25 protein-coding genes are annotated in these 21,320 nt (G+C 69.0%); 13 read left to right on the forward strand and 12 right to left on the reverse strand.

All coding sequences use genetic code 11. The annotated features are described in order from the left end of the window. Positions 1-104: 104 nt before the first annotated feature. Both AC069I_RS34270 and AC069I_RS34275 read right to left on the reverse strand, forming a co-directional pair. Entirely contained in the window at positions 105-767 is a 663-nt protein-coding gene (locus AC069I_RS34270) for a response regulator (RefSeq protein WP_007033583.1), read from the reverse strand. Further along, entirely contained in the window at positions 764-1,960 is a 1,197-nt protein-coding gene (locus AC069I_RS34275) for a sensor histidine kinase (RefSeq protein WP_478267255.1), read from the reverse strand. Before AC069I_RS34275 ends, AC069I_RS34270 begins: the two co-directional genes overlap by 4 nt. Positions 1,961-2,070: 110 nt before the next feature. Here AC069I_RS34275 and AC069I_RS34280 point away from each other — a divergent pair, with 110 nt between their 5' ends. Then, a complete protein-coding gene (locus tag AC069I_RS34280) occupies positions 2,071-2,658 on the forward strand; it encodes a hypothetical protein (RefSeq protein ID WP_478227812.1) in 588 nt (195 codons plus the stop codon). Beyond that, positions 2,655-2,864 carry a hypothetical protein gene (locus AC069I_RS34285; protein ID WP_478227813.1) on the forward strand — a complete coding sequence of 70 codons (210 nt, stop codon included), beginning with the start codon at positions 2,655-2,657 and terminating at the stop codon, positions 2,862-2,864. The genes AC069I_RS34280 and AC069I_RS34285 overlap by 4 nt, the downstream gene beginning before the upstream one ends. Here the strand turns inward: AC069I_RS34285 and AC069I_RS34290 are convergent. Further along, on the reverse strand, positions 2,856-4,058 hold the full coding sequence (locus AC069I_RS34290) for a hypothetical protein (RefSeq protein ID WP_478227814.1): 1,203 nt from the start codon (positions 4,056-4,058) through the stop codon (positions 2,856-2,858). The genes AC069I_RS34285 and AC069I_RS34290 overlap by 9 nt on opposite strands. After that, on the reverse strand, positions 4,055-4,846 hold the full coding sequence (locus AC069I_RS34295) for a class I SAM-dependent methyltransferase (RefSeq protein ID WP_478227815.1): 792 nt from the start codon (positions 4,844-4,846) through the stop codon (positions 4,055-4,057). The genes AC069I_RS34290 and AC069I_RS34295 overlap by 4 nt, the downstream gene beginning before the upstream one ends. Positions 4,847-4,908: 62 nt before the next feature. Between AC069I_RS34295 and AC069I_RS34300 the strand changes: the two genes are divergently transcribed. Together AC069I_RS34300 and AC069I_RS34305 are read left to right on the forward strand one after the other, a co-directional pair. Then, positions 4,909-5,286, forward strand: a complete 378-nt coding sequence (locus AC069I_RS34300; protein WP_478227816.1) for a hypothetical protein — start codon at positions 4,909-4,911, stop codon at positions 5,284-5,286. Positions 5,287-5,332: 46 nt separating this feature from the next. Beyond that, positions 5,333-6,532, forward strand: a complete 1,200-nt coding sequence (locus tag AC069I_RS34305) for a hypothetical protein (protein WP_478267256.1) — start codon at positions 5,333-5,335, stop codon at positions 6,530-6,532. A 73-nt stretch (positions 6,533-6,605) separates the two neighbouring features. Here AC069I_RS34305 and AC069I_RS34310 read toward each other — a convergent pair whose 3' ends face one another. From AC069I_RS34310 to ppgK, 3 genes are all read right to left on the reverse strand, one after another. After that, positions 6,606-7,124: a pyridoxamine 5'-phosphate oxidase family protein gene (locus tag AC069I_RS34310; protein ID WP_478267257.1), complete on the reverse strand. Its 519-nt coding sequence runs from the start codon at positions 7,122-7,124 to the stop codon at positions 6,606-6,608. Between the two features lie 94 nt (positions 7,125-7,218). Beyond that, positions 7,219-8,619 carry an RNA polymerase sigma factor gene (locus AC069I_RS34315; protein ID WP_126731519.1) on the reverse strand — a complete coding sequence of 467 codons (1,401 nt, stop codon included), beginning with the start codon at positions 8,617-8,619 and terminating at the stop codon, positions 7,219-7,221. A gap of 246 nt (positions 8,620-8,865) precedes the next feature. After that, the gene (gene ppgK, locus AC069I_RS34320) at positions 8,866-9,627 is read right to left on the reverse strand and encodes a polyphosphate--glucose phosphotransferase (protein ID WP_478227927.1); all 762 of its coding nucleotides are present in this window, start codon (positions 9,625-9,627) and stop codon (positions 8,866-8,868) included. A 67-nt stretch (positions 9,628-9,694) separates the two neighbouring features. On the opposite strand from ppgK, the gene AC069I_RS34325 reads away from it, so the two are divergent. Then, positions 9,695-10,513, forward strand: coding sequence for an inositol monophosphatase family protein (locus tag AC069I_RS34325; protein ID WP_478227819.1), 819 nt, complete (start codon positions 9,695-9,697; stop codon positions 10,511-10,513). Between the two features lie 86 nt (positions 10,514-10,599). Here AC069I_RS34325 and cei read toward each other — a convergent pair whose 3' ends face one another. After that, complete coding sequence (cei, locus tag AC069I_RS34330) at positions 10,600-11,283, reverse strand: envelope integrity protein Cei (RefSeq protein ID WP_478227820.1); 684 nt, start codon at positions 11,281-11,283, stop codon at positions 10,600-10,602. Between the two features lie 473 nt (positions 11,284-11,756). Here cei and AC069I_RS34335 point away from each other — a divergent pair, with 473 nt between their 5' ends. Next, entirely contained in the window at positions 11,757-12,065 is a 309-nt protein-coding gene (locus AC069I_RS34335; RefSeq protein WP_005164528.1) for a DUF4193 domain-containing protein, read from the forward strand. Positions 12,066-12,159: 94 nt separating this feature from the next. On the opposite strand, the gene AC069I_RS34340 is transcribed toward AC069I_RS34335, so the two are convergent. Further along, entirely contained in the window at positions 12,160-12,654 is a 495-nt protein-coding gene (locus tag AC069I_RS34340; RefSeq protein WP_478227821.1) for a DUF3093 domain-containing protein, read from the reverse strand. 24 nt (positions 12,655-12,678) lie between these two features. Between AC069I_RS34340 and dut the strand changes: the two genes are divergently transcribed. Then, positions 12,679-13,161, forward strand: coding sequence for a dUTP diphosphatase (dut, locus tag AC069I_RS34345; RefSeq protein WP_007033571.1), 483 nt, complete (start codon positions 12,679-12,681; stop codon positions 13,159-13,161). After that, complete coding sequence (locus tag AC069I_RS34350) at positions 13,161-13,820, forward strand: DUF3710 domain-containing protein (protein ID WP_478227822.1); 660 nt, start codon at positions 13,161-13,163, stop codon at positions 13,818-13,820. The genes dut and AC069I_RS34350 overlap by 1 nt, the downstream gene beginning before the upstream one ends. Positions 13,821-13,954: 134 nt before the next feature. Here the strand turns inward: AC069I_RS34350 and AC069I_RS34355 are convergent, their stop codons facing one another. Further along, positions 13,955-14,668 carry an alpha/beta fold hydrolase gene (locus AC069I_RS34355; RefSeq protein ID WP_478267258.1) on the reverse strand — a complete coding sequence of 238 codons (714 nt, stop codon included), beginning with the start codon at positions 14,666-14,668 and terminating at the stop codon, positions 13,955-13,957. A 103-nt stretch (positions 14,669-14,771) separates the two neighbouring features. Between AC069I_RS34355 and AC069I_RS34360 the strand changes: the two genes are divergently transcribed. Together AC069I_RS34360 and AC069I_RS34365 are read left to right on the forward strand one after the other, a co-directional pair. Further along, on the forward strand, positions 14,772-15,152 hold the full coding sequence (locus tag AC069I_RS34360) for an OB-fold nucleic acid binding domain-containing protein (RefSeq protein ID WP_034316985.1): 381 nt from the start codon (positions 14,772-14,774) through the stop codon (positions 15,150-15,152). A 9-nt stretch (positions 15,153-15,161) separates the two neighbouring features. Further along, positions 15,162-15,890, forward strand: a complete 729-nt coding sequence (locus tag AC069I_RS34365; RefSeq protein WP_478227824.1) for a DUF3159 domain-containing protein — start codon at positions 15,162-15,164, stop codon at positions 15,888-15,890. On the opposite strand, the gene AC069I_RS34370 is transcribed toward AC069I_RS34365, so the two are convergent. Beyond that, on the reverse strand, positions 15,887-16,543 hold the full coding sequence (locus AC069I_RS34370) for a potassium channel family protein (protein WP_125780267.1): 657 nt from the start codon (positions 16,541-16,543) through the stop codon (positions 15,887-15,889). The genes AC069I_RS34365 and AC069I_RS34370 overlap by 4 nt on opposite strands. Beyond that, positions 16,543-17,208 (reverse strand): potassium channel family protein, encoded by a 666-nt coding sequence (locus tag AC069I_RS34375; protein WP_125675257.1) that lies wholly within the window; start codon positions 17,206-17,208, stop codon positions 16,543-16,545. Before AC069I_RS34375 ends, AC069I_RS34370 begins: the two co-directional genes overlap by 1 nt. 98 nt (positions 17,209-17,306) lie before the next feature. Here AC069I_RS34375 and AC069I_RS34380 point away from each other — a divergent pair, with 98 nt between their 5' ends. From AC069I_RS34380 to AC069I_RS34390, 3 genes are all read left to right on the forward strand, one after another. Beyond that, positions 17,307-19,334 carry an APC family permease gene (locus AC069I_RS34380; protein WP_478267259.1) on the forward strand — a complete coding sequence of 676 codons (2,028 nt, stop codon included), beginning with the start codon at positions 17,307-17,309 and terminating at the stop codon, positions 19,332-19,334. Then, entirely contained in the window at positions 19,331-20,536 is a 1,206-nt protein-coding gene (locus AC069I_RS34385) for a class I SAM-dependent RNA methyltransferase (RefSeq protein WP_478267260.1), read from the forward strand. Before AC069I_RS34380 ends, AC069I_RS34385 begins: the two co-directional genes overlap by 4 nt. A gap of 240 nt (positions 20,537-20,776) precedes the next feature. After that, positions 20,777-21,133: a hypothetical protein gene (locus AC069I_RS34390; RefSeq protein ID WP_478227827.1), complete on the forward strand. Its 357-nt coding sequence runs from the start codon at positions 20,777-20,779 to the stop codon at positions 21,131-21,133. Positions 21,134-21,320: the final 187 nt, after the last annotated feature.

Consider the following 21,320-nt stretch of genomic DNA (forward strand, 5'->3'; position numbering starts at 1 on the left):
ACGCGAGAAGACCACTCTCCACTTCGAGGATGGGTGGGTCAGGGTGGTCGTGAGTGGCGATTCGTGTTCTAACCCGAATCGCCCCCCACGACCACCTGGAGCCATCACCCCTCCAGTACGACGCCGTTCTCCTGCGCGAGGATCGCCGCCTGCACCCGCGACCGTAGTTCCAGCTTCGTCAGCACGCGGGACACGTGCGTCTTCACCGTGGTCTCGCCGATGTGCAGCCGGGTCCCGATCTGCGCGTTGGACAGGCCGCCGCCCAGGCACGCCAGCACTTCGCGCTCGCGTTCGGTCAGGTCTTCGAGCCCGTCGGGGACCAGCGAAGGCTCGCGGGTCCCGGCGGCGAAGGCGGCGATCAGCTTCCGCGTGACCTGCGGGGCGAGCACTCCTTCGCCCGCCGCGACCAGTTTCACCGCCTCGATCAGCCGTGACGCCTCCACCGACTTCAGCAGGAACCCGGCCGCACCCGCCCGCAGCGCGGCGTGGACGTACTCGTCGAGATCGAAGGTCGTCAGCACGAGGACTTCGCACAGTCCCTCCGCGGTCAGCTCCCGCGTGGCCGCGATGCCGTCGACGCCGGGCATGCGCACGTCCATCAGCACGACGTCCGGTTTCAGCGCCTTCGCCTGGCGGACGGCGGTGGCGCCGTCCGCCGCTTCGCCGACCACCTCGATACCCTCGGCGTTGCCGAGGATCATCATCAACCCGGCGCGGATGGCGCCGTGGTCGTCGGCGACCAGCACCTTGATGTTCCCGTCGCTCAAGACCCCTCCAGAGGAAGTTCGGCACGGACCAGCCAGCCGCCGCCGGACGGCCCGGCGGCGAGAGTGCCGCCCACCGCGGCGGCGCGTTCCCGCATGTTCAGCAGGCCGAGTCCGGTCCCGCCGTCGTCACCCGAGCCGGAGCCGGGACGAAGATCGTTGCGCACCTCGATGGTGAGTATGCCTCCGTCGGCGCGGATGTCGAGCACGGCCCGGCCCCCCGCGGCGTGTTTGGCCGCGTTGGTGAGCGCTTCCTGCGCGATCCGGTACGCGGTCAGGTCGACCGCGGCGGGCAGGGAGTACTGGCCAGGGGTGGACCCGGTCTCGACCTTCAGCCCGCTCGCCCGCGCGGATTCGACCAGTTTGGACAGTTCGGCCAGCCGGGCGGGCGCCGTCGGTTCGATCTCGGTGTCCCCGGTGGACGGATCCGCGCGCAGGAGCCCGATCATCGCGCGCATCTCGTCGAGCGCGCTCACACTGTTCTCCCGCACCGATTCCAGGACCTTCCTGGACAGGTTCGGGTCGACGGTGGCCATCGACAGCGCGGCCTCGGACTGGATCGCGATCGCCGAGAGATGCCCGGCGATGACGTCGTGCAGATCCCGCGCCATCTTCGAGCGTTCCCCCGCGACGGCGGCCTTCCGGTCCAGTTCGCCGATCGTGGCCAGCTGGACCGCGTTCGCCCGTTCGCTGTCGGCGATGTCCCGCTGCTGGCGCACGTTGGCCGCCCACCACACCGGCGTGACCAGGAACGGGAGGAGGGCGAACGCGGCGAGGATCGCCGTGCGCCACTGCGCGGAGAAGATGAGCGCGAGGCAGACCACCGCGATGGTGCCGATCGCGGCGACGCCGATCATCAGCCTGCTCGTGCGCCGCGAGCCGTAGAGCGTCGTCGCGTACAGGAAGTCGGTGAAGACGATGAGGATCGGGAGCGACGGGCCGAAGGCGATGTCCACGGCGAGCACGGCCAGCGCGCAGAGCAGCGCCAGCGGGATCTTGCGGCGCAGCATCTCCAGCCCGCACAGCACGGTCAGTTCGCTCAGCCGGATCCACAGTGGCGTGTCGTCGGGACCCGCCAGGAGCACCTGCATCCCGCTCACGTAGACCAGCACGCCGAGGACCCAGGTGCCGGAGGCGATGACGAGGTCCTGTTTCCATTCGGCGAGGTGGTTCAGGCGCGGGACGAACGTGGGCACCGCCCCATCCCAGCACACCGGGACGGGCCGCGGGGTCCTACTAACTGATGACGGTGATCTCGTGCCGTACGCCGACGCGGAGGACCGGTGTGGTCGGCGAGGCTTACGGCGTGAACAAGATCTGGGACTTCATCGCGGAAAACCCGATGGCGGCCGTGGTCGCCGGCGGGGAGATCGGTTTCTGGGTCGCCATCGTCGCCGGCCTCGTGGCCCGCTATCTGCTCAAGCTGAAGCGGACCAGCGTCGTGCTGCTGCTCCTGACCCCGGTGATCGACCTCGTCGTGCTGGTCGCGACGGTCATCGACCTGCGCAACGGCGCCACGGCGAACTTCGTGCACGGCCTGGCCGCGGTGTACCTGGGCTTCAGCGTCGTGTTCGGGCATTCGATGATCAAGTGGGCCGACGTCCGGTTCGCCCACCGGTTCGCGGGCGGGCCGCCACCGCCGCCCAAGCCGAGGGGCCGGGAGAAGCTGCGCGCCGAATGGCGTGACTGGTTCAAATGCGTGCTGGCCTGCGGGCTGGCCGCGGGGGTGCTGCTCCTGCTGATCTTCATGGTCGGCGACACCGACCAGGTCGACCCGTTGTGGGGCTGGCTGCCGAAGCTGGGGGTCGTGACGGCCATCTGGTTCGCCACCGGGCCGCTGTGGCAGGAACTCTCCCCCAAGCACGAGAGGGTCAAGGAAGGGGCTCGACGATGATCGAACTACTGGGAATCCTCCTGCTGGTGCAGGGCGGGGGCGGGCTGATCAACCGGCTGCTGGGCAGTACCGACCCGAGCTGGTTCATCCAGCTCCACCTGCTCCCGTCCGGGATGCACGTGGTGGTGAGCGCGCTGATGGTGGCCGGGGGCGTGGGGCTGCTGTTCGCCGAACGCGCCCGCAAACAGCGCCGCCGGTCAGAGTGAGACCAGCACCTGCAGGACGCCGAGGACGATGGTGACGACCGTCAGGACGACGGTGACCACGGTGAGCCGCGTGACCCGCGCGCTCACCGTGTTCTCGTAGGCGTACCGGGTCTCCTCGTCCATCGCCTCGGCCTGGCGGTCGAGCTGGGCGATGATCCGCTCCACGCCCATGCTGGTGACCAGGCGGCGCTCCAGCGAATCGACCTCGGGCGGCAGCACCGAGTGCAGCATCTCGAGGATGTCGTCGAGCGAGCCGCGCAGGAGCCGGGTGCGGCTCCCGGTTTTCCTCATCGACGCCAGCCACTGGTCGGCCAGCGCCATCCGGATCAGGACGCGTTCGAGGATGAAGAGCATCCCGTGGTCGAGCCCGCCGATTTCGCTGTCGATGCCGAAGTACGGTTCGACGGCGCCGAACGGGCCGCGCATCAGCTCGTCCTGGTGCTCGACGTAGTCGGAATCCTTGCTGTTGAGGCAGACGATCCCGCCCGCCATCGGGTAGGCGGCGACGAACGAGCGCGTGCCCCACGACGGGCCGAGCGCCTCCCTCGCGACCTCGCGGGGCACGAACCGCCAGCCTTCGTCGCTGGTCGCCAGCCCGTAGTACGGCCGGGGATCGGCGGCGACCCGCTGGGCGGGCGGATGCCCGTCGTGAGACCGCAGTTCGACGCACCAGCCCTTGCGGCCGAGCCCCTCGGTGAGGCCGCAGCCCCTGGTCAGGTCCTCGAAGATGTGGGTGACGGTCTTGAGGAGCGAGGGGAACGTCTTCTCGCCGTAGCCGCCGTGCAGCCCTTTGTCGCCGTTCGCCGTCTCGCGGCCCTGAAGGCTCTGCAGCACAGCGATGGCCAAGTCGAATTCGGCGGCGGGCCCGTCCGCCGCCGCGCCGGTGATCGTGATGGCGAGGACCAGCGTCATCGCGTGATAGGCGGGATGCCAGGTGACGACGAGTTCACAGGGCAGCCCGACCGCGCCGACACGGATCGACAGCCGGGAGCCACCGGTGCGTTTGCGCAGCACCCGGCGTCGCGGCGGTTTCGTGTAGCTGGCCAGGAAGTTCTCCGCGGCCGTCCACTCCGCGCCGAGTTTCCCGTCGAGATGGGCCAGCAGCCCGCGGTCGCGGCCGCCGTCGAACACCTTCTCCGCCTCCTGCTCGGACAGCGGGACCGCCCACGCGAAGGTGAGAAGCACCGAGGTCATGCGCGACGCAGGAGGGTGATCAGGTCCCGGCCGAGATGGCGGCGCAGCGGCCCGGAGGCGTTGACCAGTTCGTCGCGGTCGATGTGCTCGTCGGCGGGACCGAGGTCGTCGAGGACGTGGTACGTCCACTCCCACTCGGTGCGCCAGCCCGCCTCGGCCGCTTCGGCGGCGACCTCCTCGGGATCGAGGTAGCGCACCGGGAGCGCCGGGCCACCGTCGCGTAATGCTTTGTCGAACTCTTCGCGCGAAACGCGGCGAGAGCGGACTTCGGTGCCTGCTTCGACGCTGTCGAGGCTGAACGCGCCCCGCCCGATCGGCGACCGGCTGTAGGCCAGCACCAGCGCACCGCCGGGCGCGGTGATCCCGGCCAGCCGCCGCAGGATCGGCCCGACGTCCGGCGTCGGCACGTGCTGGATGACGTGACTGCACAGCACGAGGTCGTACGGGCCGCCGTCCAGTTCCGTGATCGGAGAGACGGCGAAGGAGAAGCCGGTGTCCTCGACGGCGGTTTCCCGCGCCTTGGCCAGCCGGTCCGGGTCGGGATCCGCGGCGGTGACGTCGGCGGAGAACCGCGCGAGCCAGGGGAGGAGGCGGCCTTCTCCGCAGCCGGCGTCGAGCGCCTTGACTTCTTCGCGCGGGCCGAGGATCGCGGCGAGCTCTTCGGCGACCTTGCCGAGCGCGCGGTCCTCGCTGGCCGTCCAGTAGCCCTCGTAGGGTTCGTGCCGTCGGATGAACACGCCGGTGACGTGGTCGCCGGTGTCCGGGTAGCGGTAGCTCTCGGTCAGCACAGTCGCGAATATAGCCCGGATTCGCGGATTCTCCGGTGCTCCGTGCGGGATTACCATGGGTCATGGCCATCGGGCCTGTCACGCTGTACGCCGTTGTCGCTGTGGCGCCTTCGGTGCTTTTCTGGTGCGCGCTGAAGGTCCCCGTGCTGGTTCGCCGGTGGCGCTGGCGCCGTGAACCCGAGATCCCGGCGGGCCCGCCCATCGAGAAACTCGCCGCCGATCTCCGCCGGGTGCACCGCCTGCTGGCGGAACTCCCGCCCGGCGCCTCCGCCGTCCGCCGGTACGGCACCAGGCAGGCTTACGACGCGCTGCTCGTCCAAGCCTGCCGGGAGGTCGAGGTCGACCACCGGCTGGACAGCCTCCCGGAGGGTTTCGACCGGGAGATCGAACGGCTGCGGGTCGAGGAATCCCTGGCCGAGCGCGGGCTTTCGGTGTCCTGACACGGTTTGTATCGAAAGTATGCGCGCGACCGGGAGGCTCGCGGGCATGAAGAGGCTGGGACTTCTCGCTGCACTCCTGCTGGTGTTCGGGCTCATCCCCGGGGTCGCGTCGGCCGCGGCCGCGTTCCCGAAGATGGACGCGGCCACGGTCGACGGCTTCCGCTGGACGTCCGGCTCGACCTTCGGCACCTACGGCGCTCGGATCGCCGCCCTGGAGAAACACCTCCCGGCTCGCGGCCTGCCGGAGATCCTGTCTTCGGCGAACCGGAAGGCGCGGCCGCTGTGCCACGGCACGTATCTCGCGACGGCGCTGAAACCGGCGGGATTCTGCTGGGAAGACGCGAACGACGACAAGACCAACGACTGGATCCCGCAGGGACTGACCGGTTCCGGCGACGCGGACGCGGCGACCGGGAAGGTCGGCGGCAAACGGGTCGTGGCGACGTCCTGGCACACTCCGGGCGACACGATGGTTCGTCTGTCCTTTGTGGACGCGACCGGGCTTGGGTACCGGCACGTGCTGCTCGTCGAACCGACGTCGAACGACAACTTCGCCGTCGTGCAAGGACACGGGCACGGGATGACGTGGATCGGGAACCGGCTGTTCGTCGCGACCACCGGGGGAGTGGTGCGGGTCTTCGACACCACGCACTTCTGGAAGGTCGACGACAGCTCCGGCGTCGTCGGCAAGGGCCCGGACGGCAAGTACCACGCGGCGTTCTACGACTACGCGATGCCGCAGATCGGCGCGTACTGGTACCCCGGCGGCGGTGCCTGCACCAATGCCCCCGGGACGCGGCCGTGTCTCGCGACGATGTCGTTCGACCACGGTGACGGCTCGATCGTGACCGCGGAGCACATCCCGAACGCGGCGGGCGGCCGGGTGCTGCGGTGGCCGTTCGACCGCGCGACCGGCCTGCCCAAGGTGTCGGCCGATGGCACCGTGCACGCGAAGGAGGGCTTCGTGTCGCCGGTCTGGGGGATGCAGGGAGCGGTGTCGCGCAACGGATATTTCGTGATGACCGGCGTGTGTCCCGAGTACGCCGGGGTGGCGGGCGACCATCCGTCGTGCCTGCACGGAGGTGTCGGCGGCACCTCGACGTCGCGGCTGAGCGGCCGCGCGCCGGTGAACTCGCAGAACCTGTCGTACTGGCCCGCGACGGGGGAGCTGTGGCTGATGAACGAACAGCTCAGGGAACGGGTGACCGTGCACGTCCCGTGGACGACCTTGACCGGCCGCGCCTGAACCCACCCAAGTCCGTGAAGGCCTCCTTCCCTACTTTCAGGGTAGGCAAGGAGGCCTTCACGGACCGCTGGGTTCACGGGGCGAAGTCCCAGCGCGTCGCGCCGTGCGGTTCGGCGCCCGCCACGCCGATCGCGCGGCGCAGGGTGAGGCGGTACAGGTGCCATGGCGGCGGTCCCGCGCTGGGCGCGCTGAAGGGAGCCGTGAGCGCGTCGCCCTCCACCGTCGCGGGCCAGCCACCCGTCCGGTAGACCGCCGCCACCCGTCCCAGCGTCGCCGGGTCGGTGACCCGGTGCGCCTCGCCCTCCATCGTGAGGTCGATTCCTCGCAGCCGCACCGAAACCGAGCACGCCGGGTTCGCGGCCAGGTTGAGGGAGCGGCGCGTGCCCAGCCCGCCCTTGAAGTACAGGGCGTCGTTCACCCAGACGGCGCCGACGCCTGCCGAATGCGGGCGTCCGTCGGGACGGACGGTCGTCACGAAGAAGGTCAGGTCGGCGGTCGGGGTGTCCTCGGCGAGGATGTCCCGCGCGCGGCTCCAAGGAAGTTCCGCGGATCCGTAGCGGTCGAGGTTCTTGGTGGCGTGAGGTTTCGTCATACCCACGCGTCGAACGAGCGGGCCGTGGATTCGACACCGGACGCGAAAAACCCCGCCACCGAAACGGTGACGGGGTCTTCCGTGAACCCTGGGATCAGTCCAGGTAGTCGCGCAGCACCTGCGAACGCGACGGGTGACGCAGCTTCGACATCGTCTTCGACTCGATCTGCCGGATGCGCTCACGGGTCACCCCGTACACCTGGCCGATCTCGTCGAGCGTGCGCGGCTGGCCGTCGGTGAGGCCGAACCGCAGCCGCACCACACCCGCTTCACGTTCGGACAGCGTCTGCAGCACCGACTGGAGCTGGTCCTGCAGCAGCGTGAACGACACCGCGTCGACCGCGACGACGGCCTCGGAGTCCTCGATGAAGTCACCGAGCTGCGAGTCGCCCTCGTCGCCGATGGTCTGGTCGAGCGAGATCGGCTCGCGGGCGTACTGCTGGATCTCGAGGACCTTCTCCGGGGAGATGTCCATTTCCTTCGCGAGCTCTTCGGGGGTGGGCTCGCGGCCGAGGTCCTGCAGCAGTTCGCGCTGTATACGGCCGAGCTTGTTGATGACCTCGACCATGTGCACCGGGATACGGATGGTGCGCGCCTGGTCGGCCATCGCGCGGGTGATCGCCTGACGGATCCACCAGGTGGCGTACGTGGAGAACTTGTAGCCCTTGGTGTAGTCGAACTTCTCGACCGCGCGGATCAGGCCGAGGTTGCCCTCCTGGATCAGGTCCAGGAACGCCATGCCGCGGCCGGTGTAGCGCTTGGCCAGCGAGACCACGAGCCGGAGGTTCGCCTCCAGCAGGTGGTTCTTCGCCCGCTCACCGTCGCGCACGATCCACTTGAGGTCGCGCCGCATCTGGGTGACGAGCTTCTCGCCCTCCTCCTCGGCGTTGCGGACGCGCTCGGCGGCGTAGAGCCCGGCCTCGATGCGCTTGGCGAGCTCCACCTCCTCCTCGGCGTTCAGCAGGGCGACCTTGCCGATCTGCTTGAGGTACGCGCGGACCGAGTCGGCCGAAGCGGTGAGCTCGGCGTCCTTGCGGGCCTGGCGCAGCGCCTCGGACTCTTCCTCGTCCCAGACGAAGTCCGGGTTGTCGGAGGTCTTTCCGGCGTTCTTGTCGGTCGACGTGCGGCGCCCGCGGGCGGGCGTCTCTTCGACGTCCTCGTCGGACTCCGCGTCCTCTTCCGTCTCCTCGGTGACGGAAGCGTCGACGACGTCCACCTCGACCTCTTCGAGATCCGACAGGTCCGGGGTTTCGAGGTCGGCTTCGTCGAGCTCTACCGGACCGTCTTCCGGATCGCCGTCTTCGGTCTTGGCGCCCTTGGTGGTGGGTTTCTTGGCCGGAGCCTTCTTCGCCGGGGCCTTCTTCGCGCCGGCCGCCTTGGCGGCGGTCTTGCGCGCCGCGGGCTTCGCCGCGTCGGTGGCTGCCTCGTCGGCCGGCTCGCCGGCTGCGGTCGCTGTCTTCGTCCCGCTTCGGGTTGCGGTTCTTGCGGCTGCCACTTACGCCCTTTCGCAGCGGTCGATCATGACGAGCCGAGGCGTGATGGTCTCGGCTGCCTCAAACTTCGGGGAACACCCCTCGGCCTGCGGTTTCCCTCGTTCTCGTGGGTGCCGCCGCCGTGGGCCGTGTTCCATTGTAACGACGATACGTGACAGCGTCGCGGCGCGGACCACCACCCGGCGGGCGCGACACGCCGTCCGACCCGCCGAAGTGACATCCGCGGCGCGGATGTCAACGTGGGCGCGTCAGTGCTCGATGCCCTCCGCGGCGGCGGCCGCCGCGCCGACGATGCCCGCGTTGTTCTGCAACGACGCGACGATCACCGGCGTGCGGATCTCGAGCAGCGGGACCCATTTGTGCGACTTCTTGCTGACCCCGCCGCCGACGATGAACAGATCCGGCCAGATCAGGTTTTCCAGCACGGAGAGATACCTGTTCACCCGTTCCGCCCATTCGGGATACGAGAGGCTCTCGTTGTCCTTCACCGACGCCGCGGCCTTCTTCTCCGCGTCGAAGCCGTCGACCTCGATGTGGCCGAACTCGGTGTTGGGCACGAGCTTCCCGTCCTGGAAGACCGCGCTGCCGATGCCGGTGCCGAAGGTCAGCAGCGCCGTCACGCCGCGCCGCGCGACCGGGTCGCCCCAGCGGATCTCGGCCATGCCGGCCGCGTCCGCGTCGTTGAGCATCGCGATGTCGTCCACACCGCGGCCGAGGCGCTTGGCGAACAGGGCGTCGGCGTCGGTGCCGATCCACTTGCGGTCGATGTTGGCCGCGGTGTGCGCGACCCCCTTCTTGACCACCGCGGGCAGGGTGACGCCCACCGGGCCGTCCCAGCCGGCCTGGCCGGTGATCTCGGCGACGACGTCCGCCACCGCCTCCGGGGTCGACGGCTTCGGCGTGTCGATGCGGATCCGGTCGCCGATCAGCTGTCCCTCCGCCAAGTCCACCAGCGCGCCCTTGATCCCGCTGCCGCCGATGTCGATACCGAAACCTCGGGTCGCCTCCACCACGGACGTGGTCCCTTCTCGCACGATTCAGAAGCCTGCCTCGGAGACTTTAACCGGATGTGGTGACATGGCGGACGTGGGAGTTGACGAGACGTTGCTGAAGGGTGTCGCCGAGCGTGTCGCGGGCGAGGCCGCCGAACTGGTCCACGAGGCCTGGACCGGGATGAACGCGGGCCGCGAGGTGCGCGTGGACACCAAATCCGCCGACACCGACGTGGTGACCGCGGTGGACCACGAGTCGGAACGGCTGGTGCGCGCCCGGCTCGCCGAACTGCGCCCGGGCGACGCCGTGCTCGGCGAGGAGGGCGGCGGGATCGCCGGGGACGGGGTGACCTGGGTGGTCGACCCGATCGACGGGACGGTGAACTTCCTCTACGGGCTGCCGTGGTTCGCCGTGTCGGTGGCCGCGCAGGTCGGCGGGGTGTCGGTGGCGGGCGCCGTCGTCGAACCGGTCAGCGGGCGCCGCTGGACCGCCGCGCGCGGGCAGGGCGCGTTCCTCGACGGGCGGCCGCTGTCGGTCAACGCCCCGGAGCGGCTCGACCTGACGCTCGTCGGCACCGGGTTCGCCTACAAGGTCGAACGGCGGGCGAAGCAGGCCCGGTTCGTCGCCGAACTGGCGACCAGGGTGCGGGACGTGCGGCGCAATGGGGCCGCCTCGCTCGATCTGTGCGCGGTCGCGGCGGGCTGGCTGGACGCCTACGTCGAGCACGGCCTCGGACATTGGGACTGGGCCGCCGGAGCGCTCATCGCCGCCGAGGCGGGAGCTCTCGTGTCGCTGCCGGGGGAGGACGCCGAACTCGGACCCGACGCGACGTTCGCGGTGGCACCGACGATCGCGGCTCCGTTGCGTCAGGCGCTGCTCGACTCGGGCGTGGGCACGATCTGAGCCCTTGGGCGCGCTATGAAAGGTCCTTTCCTTGCAAATTTTGCAAGGAAAGGACCTTTCATAGCGCTTGAGGGAGTATCAGAGTATCAGCAGGGAGCTTCGCGGGCGGCCTTCAGCAGCGCCTGGTCGATCACCGGGGCGCCGCCGCCCGCGGACTGCTCACCGCCGCCGCTGCCCTGCTGCGCCTTCGACCACTTCGTGAGCTGGTCGAGGACCTGTCGGGCCTCCGCCTTCGGGCGGATGTCGCCGAGCAGGGTGCCGGTGGTGAGCGTGACCGAAGCGTCCTTGCGGTTGTCCTTGACCAGTTCGGCGCACGGGACCACCAGGCTCAGCGTGCGGGCCGCGGCGGCGCCGTTCTCGCCGAAGCGGATCTGGCCGCGGCACTTGGCTTCGGTGTTCTTGTAGGCCGGGTCGACGTCCGGCTCGACGATCTGGGAGAAGCCGAGTTCCCTGAGCGTGCTGGTGACGATGCCGCCCTGGCCGCGGACCTGGGATCCGTTGAGCACCTGGACGGCGACCTTGTCCGGCGGCACCGGGGCGCGGTCGTCGAGCCCGTTGTGCGTCAGGGGCGTGTAGGTGACACCTTGCTGCGGGACGGGCGGCGGATCGCAGCGGACCCTGGCATCGATGTCGGACTTGCTCGCGACGACGTTCACCCAGACGATCACCGCGCCGAGCGCCATCACCCCGATCACGATGAGCGCGGGCAGCGGCTTGCGCTTGCGATACGGCCTCGCCCCGCGGTCCCCGATGCCGTTCCCCGACGCCACCTGCCAGTCCCTTCCCCAAAGCCCGGATCCCCGGACGGTGCTTCATCTCACCATCGTGTCCGATCAGCCTATGCGTTGCGGCGAAGGTGATCGGCGCGGGCCTCCGGATAGCACCACGCGATGGCCACTCCGGGCAAGCAGCCGGGCCCAAGGGGTGAGGTACCCGACGCGGGGGCAACCCAATCGGACGACGGGCGTCTTGACAATGGCTTCATCCCCCTCCTCTCCTGTTCCCCCTGTTGGGTGACGTAATCCCGGCAATGTCTGACTCGTTGCAGAGCCGGTATCAGCGTGAGCTACCCTTCGCGGGCTCAGGCGGCAGTAAGAGGCACAAAAGAGAGACCTCGCTCACTGCCCAGCCGGGCACAAACAGGGGCGCTGGGACGTTAACCAGCGGCACGAAGGACTCACGAGCCGCGCGCTCGCGGGTCCGGGCCATCTGACATCGAAAGCATCGCAGGGGTGAGGGACTAATGGCGACCGACTACGACGCTCCGCGCCGCAGCGAAGCCGACGAGCTGGCCGAAGACTCGTTGGAAGAGCTGAAGGCAAGGCGTAACGAAAACCAGTCCGGCGTCGTGGACGTCGACGAGGACGCGACCGCCGAGAACTTCGAGCTGCCGGGCGCGGACCTCTCCGGACTTTCCGGTGAGGACCTGACCGTCAAGGTCGTGCCCAAGCAGGCCGACGAGTTCACCTGCTCCGTCTGCTTCCTGGTGCACCACCGCAGCAGGCTGGCCGAGGAGAGTGGCGGACGGCTCATCTGCCGCGACTGCGCCTGAGCCTACGGGCACAGGGGACGGCGCGACAGGGGCTTCGGGGTTTGAAACAGGAATAAAGGGGGTCGGCCCGGTGGCCGGCCCCCTTTTCCCGTGCTCAGGACTTCTCGGCGGGGTGGCGGAGCAGTGCGGCCACCTTCTCCGGATGCCGGGTGCTGAACAGCCAGTACGGCGTCGGGTCGCCGGGGTCGGTGAGCCAGACCCGCACGACCGGGCCGACCCAGCCCCGGTGCAGCACGAAGGCCGCCGGATCGGCGTCGCGGCCGAGCGCCTTGCGCTTCGCTTCCTTGTCGATGACGTCGACGTCGCCGACGAACTTGAGCGGCAGGTGCGCGTCGCGCAGCCACAGCTCCGGCTCGGCGCCGCCGGTCACCCGGACGCGAGACCGGCCGAGCGAGATCATCAGCGCGATCACCGCGGGGATCAGGACCACGTACGGCAGCCATCCGCGAATCCCGGGATATCCCATGTCGATCTCCGCCGCCAGCAGCCCGCCGCCCAGCAGCGGCAACGGCCAGCCCCACCACGGGACGTAGAGCCGCTCTGAATGCTTGACGGCGCCGCCTTCGGCCGTGTTCACGCTTTCACCCACGCCTTCAGGGTAGTCTCGCCGCCCGTGTCCACCGTTCAGGTACTGCTTTCCCGGATCGATCCTTCGGTCCCCCTTCCCGCCTACGCGCGCCCCGGTGACGCGGGCGCCGACCTCGTCACCACCTCGGATCTCGTGCTCGCGCCCGGTGAACGCGGCGTGGTCGGCACGGGTGTCGCGATCGCGCTGCCGCCCGGATACGCGGGCTTCGTCCACCCGCGCTCGGGTCTCGCCGCCCGCGTCGGCCTCTCGGTCGTCAACACCCCGGGCACGATCGACTCCGGGTACCGCGGTGAGATCCGCGTCTGCCTGATCAACCATGATCTCTCCGAGAAGGTCGTGCTCACCCGCGGCGACCGGATCGCGCAACTGGTCGTGCAACGGGTCGAACAGGCCGAGTTCGTCGAGGTCGCCGAACTCGAGCCGTCCGAGCGCGGCGAGGGAGGGTATGGCTCCACCGGCGGACACGCCACACTGGGAGCCGGAGCCAGGGAAGGAACGGAGAACTAGTGGGGATTTTCGGACGCAAGCGCGCGAAGCCGAGCGGACGGCACGCCGCGCCCGAGGTCGAGGAGCGTCCCGACAGCGCTGCCGCCGAGGACGCCGACGAGGAGATCGAGGCGCAGCTGTCGGAGACCTCCGACGGCCCCTTCGACCTCGCCGACGCGCCCGAGGACGGCATCCCGCGGATCGACCTCGGTTCGGTGAAGGTGCCGGTGCCCGACGGTTCCCAGGTCCAGGTCGAGATGGACCCGGAGAGCGGCGGTGTCCGCGCGGTGCACGTCGTCACCGAGCAGGGCCAGATCACCGTCAGCGGCTACGCGGCGCCTCGGTCCGGCGGCCTGTGGAAGGACGTCAGCACCGAGCTCACCGAGCAGTTGCGTGCCGATGGCGCCAAGGTCTCGGTCGGCATGGGGGAGTGGGGGCTGGAGCTGTCCGCGATCGTCGGTGACGTCGCGCTGCGGTTCGTCGGGGTCGACGGCCCGCGCTGGATGCTCCGCGGCGTCATCGCCGGCCCGCAGTCGCAGGCGTCGCAGGCGCCCGCCGTACTGCGCGAGATCGTGCGGCACACCATCGTCGACCGCGGTGACGCGCCGATGCCGGTCCGTACCCCGCTGACCATCACGCTGCCCGACGCCGTCGCGCAGCACATCGCCGAGCAGAGTTAGTTTCATCACGTTTTCGTGGGCCTTCGGCCCGAAAGAGGGCGCGCGACGGGTGAAGTCTCCGTCGGGCGCGGGGCGCCCTTGGGGAGACCGTGTGGTCGAGACAGCTTGGGCTCGGAGATCGTGCCGACGCCGGGCTAGTGGGTCCGGGCTTTCAACCAGGCCAGCACGGTCGCCCGGCCCAGGGATTCCCGGTCCGCGCCGAGGGCGGTGAGCGTCGACTCGCCGACCTCGGCGCGCGGCAGGGCCTCCGCCCAGGCGCGGGCGACCTCCGCCGGATGGATCGGGTCGTCCACGCAGGCGCCGATCCCCGCGGGCACGTCGAGGCCCTTCAGGTCCTCCAGAGACGGGGCGGGATGGCCCGCCGCCGTCCGCAGGCTCGCCGCCAGTCCGTCGCCGTGCCGCCGCCACGCGCGGCCGAGTTCCGCCGAAAGCCACTCCGGCACGCCGGCCGCCGATTTCGCCAGTGCGCCGTCGACCCCGTTTTCGGCCACCAGATCCGCTGACAGCCGCGCGGCGAGCGACGCGGGTGATCGTCCGGCCGGGCCGTTCCAGGCCGGGAGCGCGGCCAGCAGGCCGGTGCAGCGGGCCGGATTCCGCGCCGCCCACTCCGCCGACAGGTGCGCGCCGAACGAGATGCCGCCGACGAGCAGCGGACCGTGCTCGGCGGCCAGCCTGTCCAGCTCCTCGAGATAGCCGTCGGCGAGCCGGTCGCCGGAAGGCGGCGGCGGGGCGATCAGCCGGATGCCGAGCGCGCGCAGCGGACCGGCGAACACGGCGCGCACGAACACTTCGTCGGACCCGGTGCCGGGGAGTACTACTGCCGTCGTAGGCGGAATAGCGGAGGTCACGTTGCGATATTCCCCTAAACCCGTTCTCCTGGTCGGAGCACAGTTACGCTGGATTACGCACGGGCCGTTCAAGTCGGGGGCCCCGGAGCACAGGAGCACCGTTATGTCCGCCAAAGACGGCGGCTACTTCAGCCGGCTGGTCCGCAAGCTGACCAGCGACGTCGAGGATCTCGACGCCGACGATCTGTCCGAAAAATCCGAGGCCGGCGGAGCGCAGCGAGCCTGCGACTGCCGGTCGGGTCAAGAGGTGACGGTGCTCGGGAGACTCCGCAGCGTGGAGCTCTGCCCGACCAACGAGGCGGCGACGCTGCAGGCCGAGCTGTTCGACGGCACACAGGGTGTGACGCTAATCTGGCTCGGACGCCGCCGGATCCCCGGGATTGAACCCGGGCGAACCATCAAGGTGCGCGGCCGGATGGCCGAACGTGATGGTCAGAAGGTGCTGTACAACCCCTATTACGAACTTCAGAGCCCTGTGAGTTGATCCCGCATCGTGACTGAACCTGTCGGCGGCGAAGAGAAGACCGAAGACAAGAAGCCCCAGCCCACCCTGTTGGAACAGATGGGCGGGCTGTCCGGACTGTTCTATTCCTCGCTGCCGGTCATCGTGTTCGTGATCGCGAACGCGATCTTCGGGCTCACGGTGGGGATCTGGGCCGCGGTGGGCAGCGCGGTGGCGATCACCGTGCTGCGGATCGTGCGCAAGGAGCCGCTGCAACCCGCGATCTCCGGCTTCTTCGGGGTCGCGATCGCGGCGTTCATCGCCTACCGGACCGGCTCGGCCAAGGGATTCTTCCTGTTCGGCATCTGGACGAGCCTGGTCTACTGCGGTGTCTTCGTGCTCTCGATCGTCGTCCGCTGGCCGCTCGCCGGCGTGGTGTGGAACGCGCTCAACGGCAGCGGCCACGCCTGGCGCAAGGACAAGAAGTCGCTGATCGCCTATTCGATCGCGACCGGCGCCATGGCGCTGATCTTCGGCGCCCGGTTCGTCGTGCAGCGCTGGCTGTACGACGAGGACCACACCGGCTGGCTGGCTTTCGCGAAGATCGCGATGGGATACCCGCTGTACGCGCTCGGCCTGCTCACCGTCGTCTGGGCGGTGCGGCGGTCGGACAAGCACCTCAAGGCGCTGGCCGAAGAGGCCCCGCGCGAAGAGACCGACGAAGAGGTCGAGGCTCGCCTGCGCGCGAAGTACGCGCAGGCGCCCGCCTCGGAGAACTAGTATCCCAGAGCTGTCCGGATCTCCGGTTCCACGTCCGACGTCGCCACGAAGAGCAGCTCGTCACCCGGCTCCAGCGGGTCCTCGGGCTGCGGCACGATCACGCGGTCCCCGCGCAGGATCGTCACCAGCGCCGCGTCACGCGGCAGGTTGAGCTCGCTGACCGCCTTGCCCGCCAGCGGCGTCTCCTCCGGGAGGGTGAGTTCGACGAGGTTCGCCTGGCTCTGCCGGAACGTCATCAGCCGCACCAGATCGCCGACGCTCACCGCCTCCTCGACCATCGCCGCGAGCATCCGCGGGGTCGACACGGCGACGTCGACGCCCCAGGCGTCGTTGAACAGCCACTCGTTGGCCGGGTTGTTCACCCGTGCCACCACCCGGCGCACCGCGAACTCGGTTTTCGCCAGCAGCGAGACCACGAGGTTCGCCTTGTCGTCGCCCGTCGCGGCGATCACGACGTCGCACTCCTCGATCCCGGACTCCTCCAGGATCGACACCTCGCACGCGTCGCCCAGTACCCAATCCGCCTGCTCGACGGTGTGCGGCTCGAACTGGTCGGCCTCACGTTCGATGAGCATCACCTGGTGGCGCCCGTCGATCAGCTCCGCGGCGATCGACCGGCCCACCGCGCCGGCCCCGGCAATCGCGACCCGCATCAGTTCTCCTCTTCCGGTTCGCGAGCGGCGACGGTGGTCACGTCGCTGACAGTGCCCGATTTCGCGGCGACGTACACGACGTCGTCGGCCTGGATCACGGCCTTGGTGTCAGGCAGCACGGCGGTGCCGAATCGCATCATGAACGCGACCCGCGCGCCGGTGGTGTCCTGCAGTTCGCGCACGCTGCGCCCGACCCAGCCCTCGTGCAGCGGGAGTTGCAGGAGCGCCACGCTGCCGGACGGGTCCCGCCACACCGAGGCGACGCCGTCGGGGAGCAGGGTGCGCAGGAACCGGTCGGTCGTCCACGGCACGGTCGCCACGGTCGGGATGCCGAGCCGTTCGTAGACCGCCGCGCGCTTGTGGTCGTAGATCCTGGCGACGACCTTGTCGATGCCGAAGTTCTCCCTGGCCACCCGCGCCGAGATGATGTTGGAGTTGTCGCCGCTCGACACCGCCGCGAAGGCCCCCGCGCGTTCGATCCCGGCCTCGATCAGTACCTGCCGGTCGAAGCCGACGCCGACCACCTGCTGACCGTGGAAATCACTGCCGAGCCGCCGGAACGCCTGCCTGCTCTTGTCGATGACGGCGACGTCGTGCCCCAGCCGCTCCAGCGCCGCGGCAAGGGATGCGCCCACCCGGCCGCATCCCATGATCACCACGTGCACGCACTGCCTCCTTAGTCAGCGAACGTTTCACCCGTCCGCAGGTACCCAGACACACCAGCGCCGAACCTACCGTGAGCACCGTTAGCTAGTCTTCCGTGGTGTCGAAGTTCCCGACCGTATTGAAGCGGCTCGTCCTCGGACGTCCATTCCGGAGTGACCGCCTCTCGCATACGCTGCTGCCGAAGCGCATCGCGCTGCCGATTTTCGCGTCCGACGCGTTGTCGAGCGTCGCCTACGCGCCTGAGGAGATCTTTCTGACCCTCAGTGTCGCCGGTTTGTCCGCGTACGCGTTCGCGCCGTGGATCGGCGTCGCCGTCGCGCTCGTCATGCTGGTCGTGGTCGCGTCCTACCGGCAGAACGTGCACGCCTATCCCAGCGGCGGCGGTGACTACGAGGTCGCCAACACCAACCTCGGCGGCAAATTCGGGCTCACCGTCGCCAGCGCGCTGCTGGTCGATTACGTGCTCACCGTGGCGGTGTCGACGTCGTCCGGAGTGGCGAACATCGGTTCCGCCATTCCCTGGGTGGCGCAGCACAAGGTGATCGCCGCGGTAGTCATCGTGGTCGTGCTGACCGCGCTGAATCTGCGCGGAGTTCGCGAATCGGGCAAAGCGTTCGCGATCCCGACCTACGGGTTCATCATCGGCATCCTCGGCATGGTGATCTGGGGCCTGATCGAGGCGGCCTCCGGCGCCGACATGCGGGCCGAGAGCGCGGATTTCCAACTGCACGAAGAAGCCTCTTTGACCGGTTTCGCCTTCTTCTTCCTGTTGCTGCGCACGTTCTCCTCCGGCGCGGCGGCGCTGACCGGGGTCGAGGCGATCAGCAACGGTGTCCCGGCGTTCCAGAAGCCGAAATCGAAGAACGCGGCGACCACCCTGCTGATGATGGGGGTGCTCGCGGTGACGATGCTGATCGGCATCATCACGCTGGCGATCATCACCGACGTCAAATTCGCCGAGCACCCGGAGACGCAGCTCACCGGCACGCCGGCGGGCTACGAGCAGAAGACGATCGTCGCGCAGATCGCGCAGGCGGTGTTCGCCGACTTCACCCCCGCGTTCTACTACATCTCCTTCGCCACCGGCATCATCCTGCTGCTGGCCGCGAACACGGCGTTCAACGGCTTCCCGGTGCTCGGCTCGATCCTGGCCCAGGACCGCTACCTGCCGCGCCAGCTGCACACGCGCGGCGACCGGCTGGCCTTCTCCAACGGCATCCTGTTCCTGTCGGCGTTCGCGCTGGTGCTGATCATCGCGTTCGACGCCGAGGTCACCAAGCTCATCCAGCTGTACATCGTGGGAGTGTTCGTCTCCTTCACGATCAGCCAAGCGGGCATGATCCGGCACTGGAACCGGTTGCTGGCGAGGGAAACCGATCCGGTGGTGCGGCGGCGGATGCGGCGTTCGCAGACGGTCAACGCGATCGGCCTCACCATGACCGGCACCGTGCTGATCATCGTGCTGGTCACGAAGTTCCTGCTCGGCGCCTGGATCGCGATCGCGGCCATGGTGGCGATCTACGCGCTGATGACCGCGATCCGGAAGCATTACGACCGGGTCGCGGAGGAATTGCGCGAAATGGACCGCAAGCCGACCGTATTGCCTTCGCGCAACCACGCGATCGTGCTGATTTCGAAACTGCACCTGCCGACCCTGCGCGCGCTCTCGTACGCCAAGGCCGTGCGCCCGGACGTCCTCGAAGCCGTCACGGTGAACGTCGACGACGTCGAGACCCGCAAACTCGTCCAGGAATGGGACGACCACAATTTCAAGGTTCCGCTGAAGGTGATCGAATCGCCGTATCGCGAGATCACGAAGCCGGTGCTCGACTACGTGAAGCGCGTCCGCGGCGACAACCCGCGCAACGTGGTGACCGTGTTCATCCCCGAGTACGTCGTCGGGCACTGGTGGGAGCAGGTCCTGCACAACCAGAGCGCGCTGCGCCTCAAGGGACGGCTCCTGTTCCAGCCCGGCGTCATGGTGACGAGCGTGCCGTGGCAGCTCGAATCGTCGGAAAAGGCGATCAAACGCGACCGCAAGGCTCGTCCGGCGGCCGGAGACGTGCGGCGCGGGTTCTCCCCGGTCGTCAAGCAATCCGAAATGAAGAAGGACGAAGCCGAATGAGTGTGGACGCGTCGACCGGCACATGGCTCGGACGAACGATCGAGCTGGAGGTCGGCGCGGTCGCGCACGGCGGGCACTGCGTCGCGCGGGCGGAGGGGCGAGTCGTCTTCGTGCGGCACGCGCTGCCCGGCGAGCGAGTCCTGGCATCGGTCACCGAGGACAAGGGCGGGTCGTTCTGCCGAGCCGACGCCGTCGAGGTCCTGGAGGCGTCGCCGGAACGCGTCGAGCCGCCGTGCCCGCTCGCGGCGCCGGGGGAGTGCGGCGGCTGCGACTGGCAGCACGCCACGCCCGGCCATCAGCGTGAGCTCAAGGCCGCCGTGGTCATGGAGCAGCTGAAGAGGCTGGCCGGAATCGACCGCGAGGTCGTCGTCGAAGCTCTCGACGGTGGCCCGCTGGACTGGCGCAGCCGCGTCCGGCTCGTCGCGGGCAAGGACGGCAGGGCGGGTTTCCGGGCGCATCACAGTCATCGCGTGATCGCGATCGACGACTGCCCGATCACCGTCCCCGGCGCGCTCGACGACGTCGTGTCGCGGAAGTGGCGCCCCGGCAGCGAAATCGAGGTCACCAAGGACGACGAGGGACAGGTGCACCTTCGCGACCTGTCGACGGTCCACGGGAAGACCCGTTCGCGGCAGCTGGCCGGTGGTATCGCCGTGCAGCACGCCGCGGGCCGTGACTGGCGCCTGGACGCCCACGGCTTCTGGCAGGTCCACCCGGCCGCCGCGGACGCGCTCGCCGCCGTCGTCGCGGAATGGGCGGAGGCACCGCGTGACGGCGTGGCGTGGGACCTGTACGCCGGTGTCGGCCTCCTCGCGTCGGTGCTCGCCGAGCAGGTCGGCCCGCGCGGGCGCGTCCTGGCCGTCGAGTCCGGCCGCCGTGCCGTCGCCGACGGCGAGGAGAACCTGGCCGACCTCCCGCAGGTCCGCTGGCGCTCCGGCCGGGTCGAGCACCTGCTGGCCGACGCCCCGAAACCGGTCGACGTCGTCGTCCTCGACCCGCCGCGCAAGGGCGCGGGCAAAGCCGTCGTCGATTCCATCGCGGAGGGTTCGCCCGACCGGATCGTCTACGTGGCGTGCGACCCCGCTGCCTTGGCGCGAGACATCGCGCTGTTCGCCGAGCACGGATACGGGCTGGTGGATCTGCGCGCTTTCGACGCTTTCCCGATGACGCATCACGTCGAATGCGTTGCGTTGCTGCAATAATTCGGTATTTGTAATCCGTCGGAATGGATCGGCTTCGTTCGGGTTGTCCTGGTGTCGGCGTGCTCGCTAACTTGAGCCTCGTGTTCACGAGGTAATGCGGATACTTCGGGCACTTCGACTTCGACGCGAACGGATTCCGAATCATGGGTTATCTAACTTCGGTATGTGGTGATTGCGACGGAAAAGGCTGTGCCGGCTGCGACGGTCACGGCACGATCACCATTGTGGAGGACTGACCGAGTGGAACCGTTGATGCTTCCTCCCGGTGTCACCGCTCAGGAAGTCAGCTATCGCAATGGCCGGAAACAAGTCATCTACACGGCGCCTTATCCGTCCGAAGGGCCGGTGCTCGTGCGGGATGTGATGGGCAGGCAGGCATGGATGTTCATGTACGCCCACTTCGTTTTCACCTGGGTGGAAGGAGCGGTCCGCGTCCAGGTCAGTCACGGAACCCTGAGCGGGCCGAAAATGCCTCTGTGGTCCGGAATCAGAATCCCCGCCTATTGGTCGGCGCCGGCGCTGGCCGAATTCGGCAAGACGTGGGCGCTGGAGCAGATGACCGGTAGCCGAGGCACCCCGGCCGTTGTTTCCGTTTGAGATCGCGCGAGGCGGGGTTCAGGTGGTCGTGAGTGTTTAGGTCGCTGGAACGCAATGCCACGTAGCTTAAGTTGATCTTGGGCGAGGGTGGCGGGTGGGGTGAAGGCTCCCTTCGCTGCGTCTGATGCGACGAAGGGGCACCTTCGGCCTGGTCGTGGGTCGAGGGGGTCGTGAGTGGCGTTTCGGG

The organism is Amycolatopsis sp. NPDC043885, from assembly GCF_056435685.1.

Bases quoted from the DNA above. Each gene is read 5' to 3' on its own strand.
- AC069I_RS34285 (WP_478227813.1), top strand. From the start codon at position 2,655: ATGATCGAACTACTGGGAATCCTCCTGCTGGTGCAGGGCGGGGGCGGG.
- AC069I_RS34290 (WP_478227814.1), bottom strand. From the start codon at position 4,058: ATGACCTCGGTGCTTCTCACCTTCGCGTGGGCGGTCCCGCTGTCCGAG.
- AC069I_RS34300 (WP_478227816.1), top strand. From the start codon at position 4,909: ATGGCCATCGGGCCTGTCACGCTGTACGCCGTTGTCGCTGTGGCGCCT.
- AC069I_RS34305 (WP_478267256.1), top strand. From the start codon at position 5,333: ATGAAGAGGCTGGGACTTCTCGCTGCACTCCTGCTGGTGTTCGGGCTC.
- AC069I_RS34310 (WP_478267257.1), bottom strand. From the start codon at position 7,124: ATGACGAAACCTCACGCCACCAAGAACCTCGACCGCTACGGATCCGCG.
- AC069I_RS34325 (WP_478227819.1), top strand. From the start codon at position 9,695: ATGGCGGACGTGGGAGTTGACGAGACGTTGCTGAAGGGTGTCGCCGAG.
- AC069I_RS34335 (WP_005164528.1), top strand. From the start codon at position 11,757: ATGGCGACCGACTACGACGCTCCGCGCCGCAGCGAAGCCGACGAGCTG.
- AC069I_RS34360 (WP_034316985.1), top strand. From the start codon at position 14,772: ATGTCCGCCAAAGACGGCGGCTACTTCAGCCGGCTGGTCCGCAAGCTG.
- AC069I_RS34370 (WP_125780267.1), bottom strand. From the start codon at position 16,543: ATGCGGGTCGCGATTGCCGGGGCCGGCGCGGTGGGCCGGTCGATCGCC.
- AC069I_RS34385 (WP_478267260.1), top strand. From the start codon at position 19,331: ATGAGTGTGGACGCGTCGACCGGCACATGGCTCGGACGAACGATCGAG.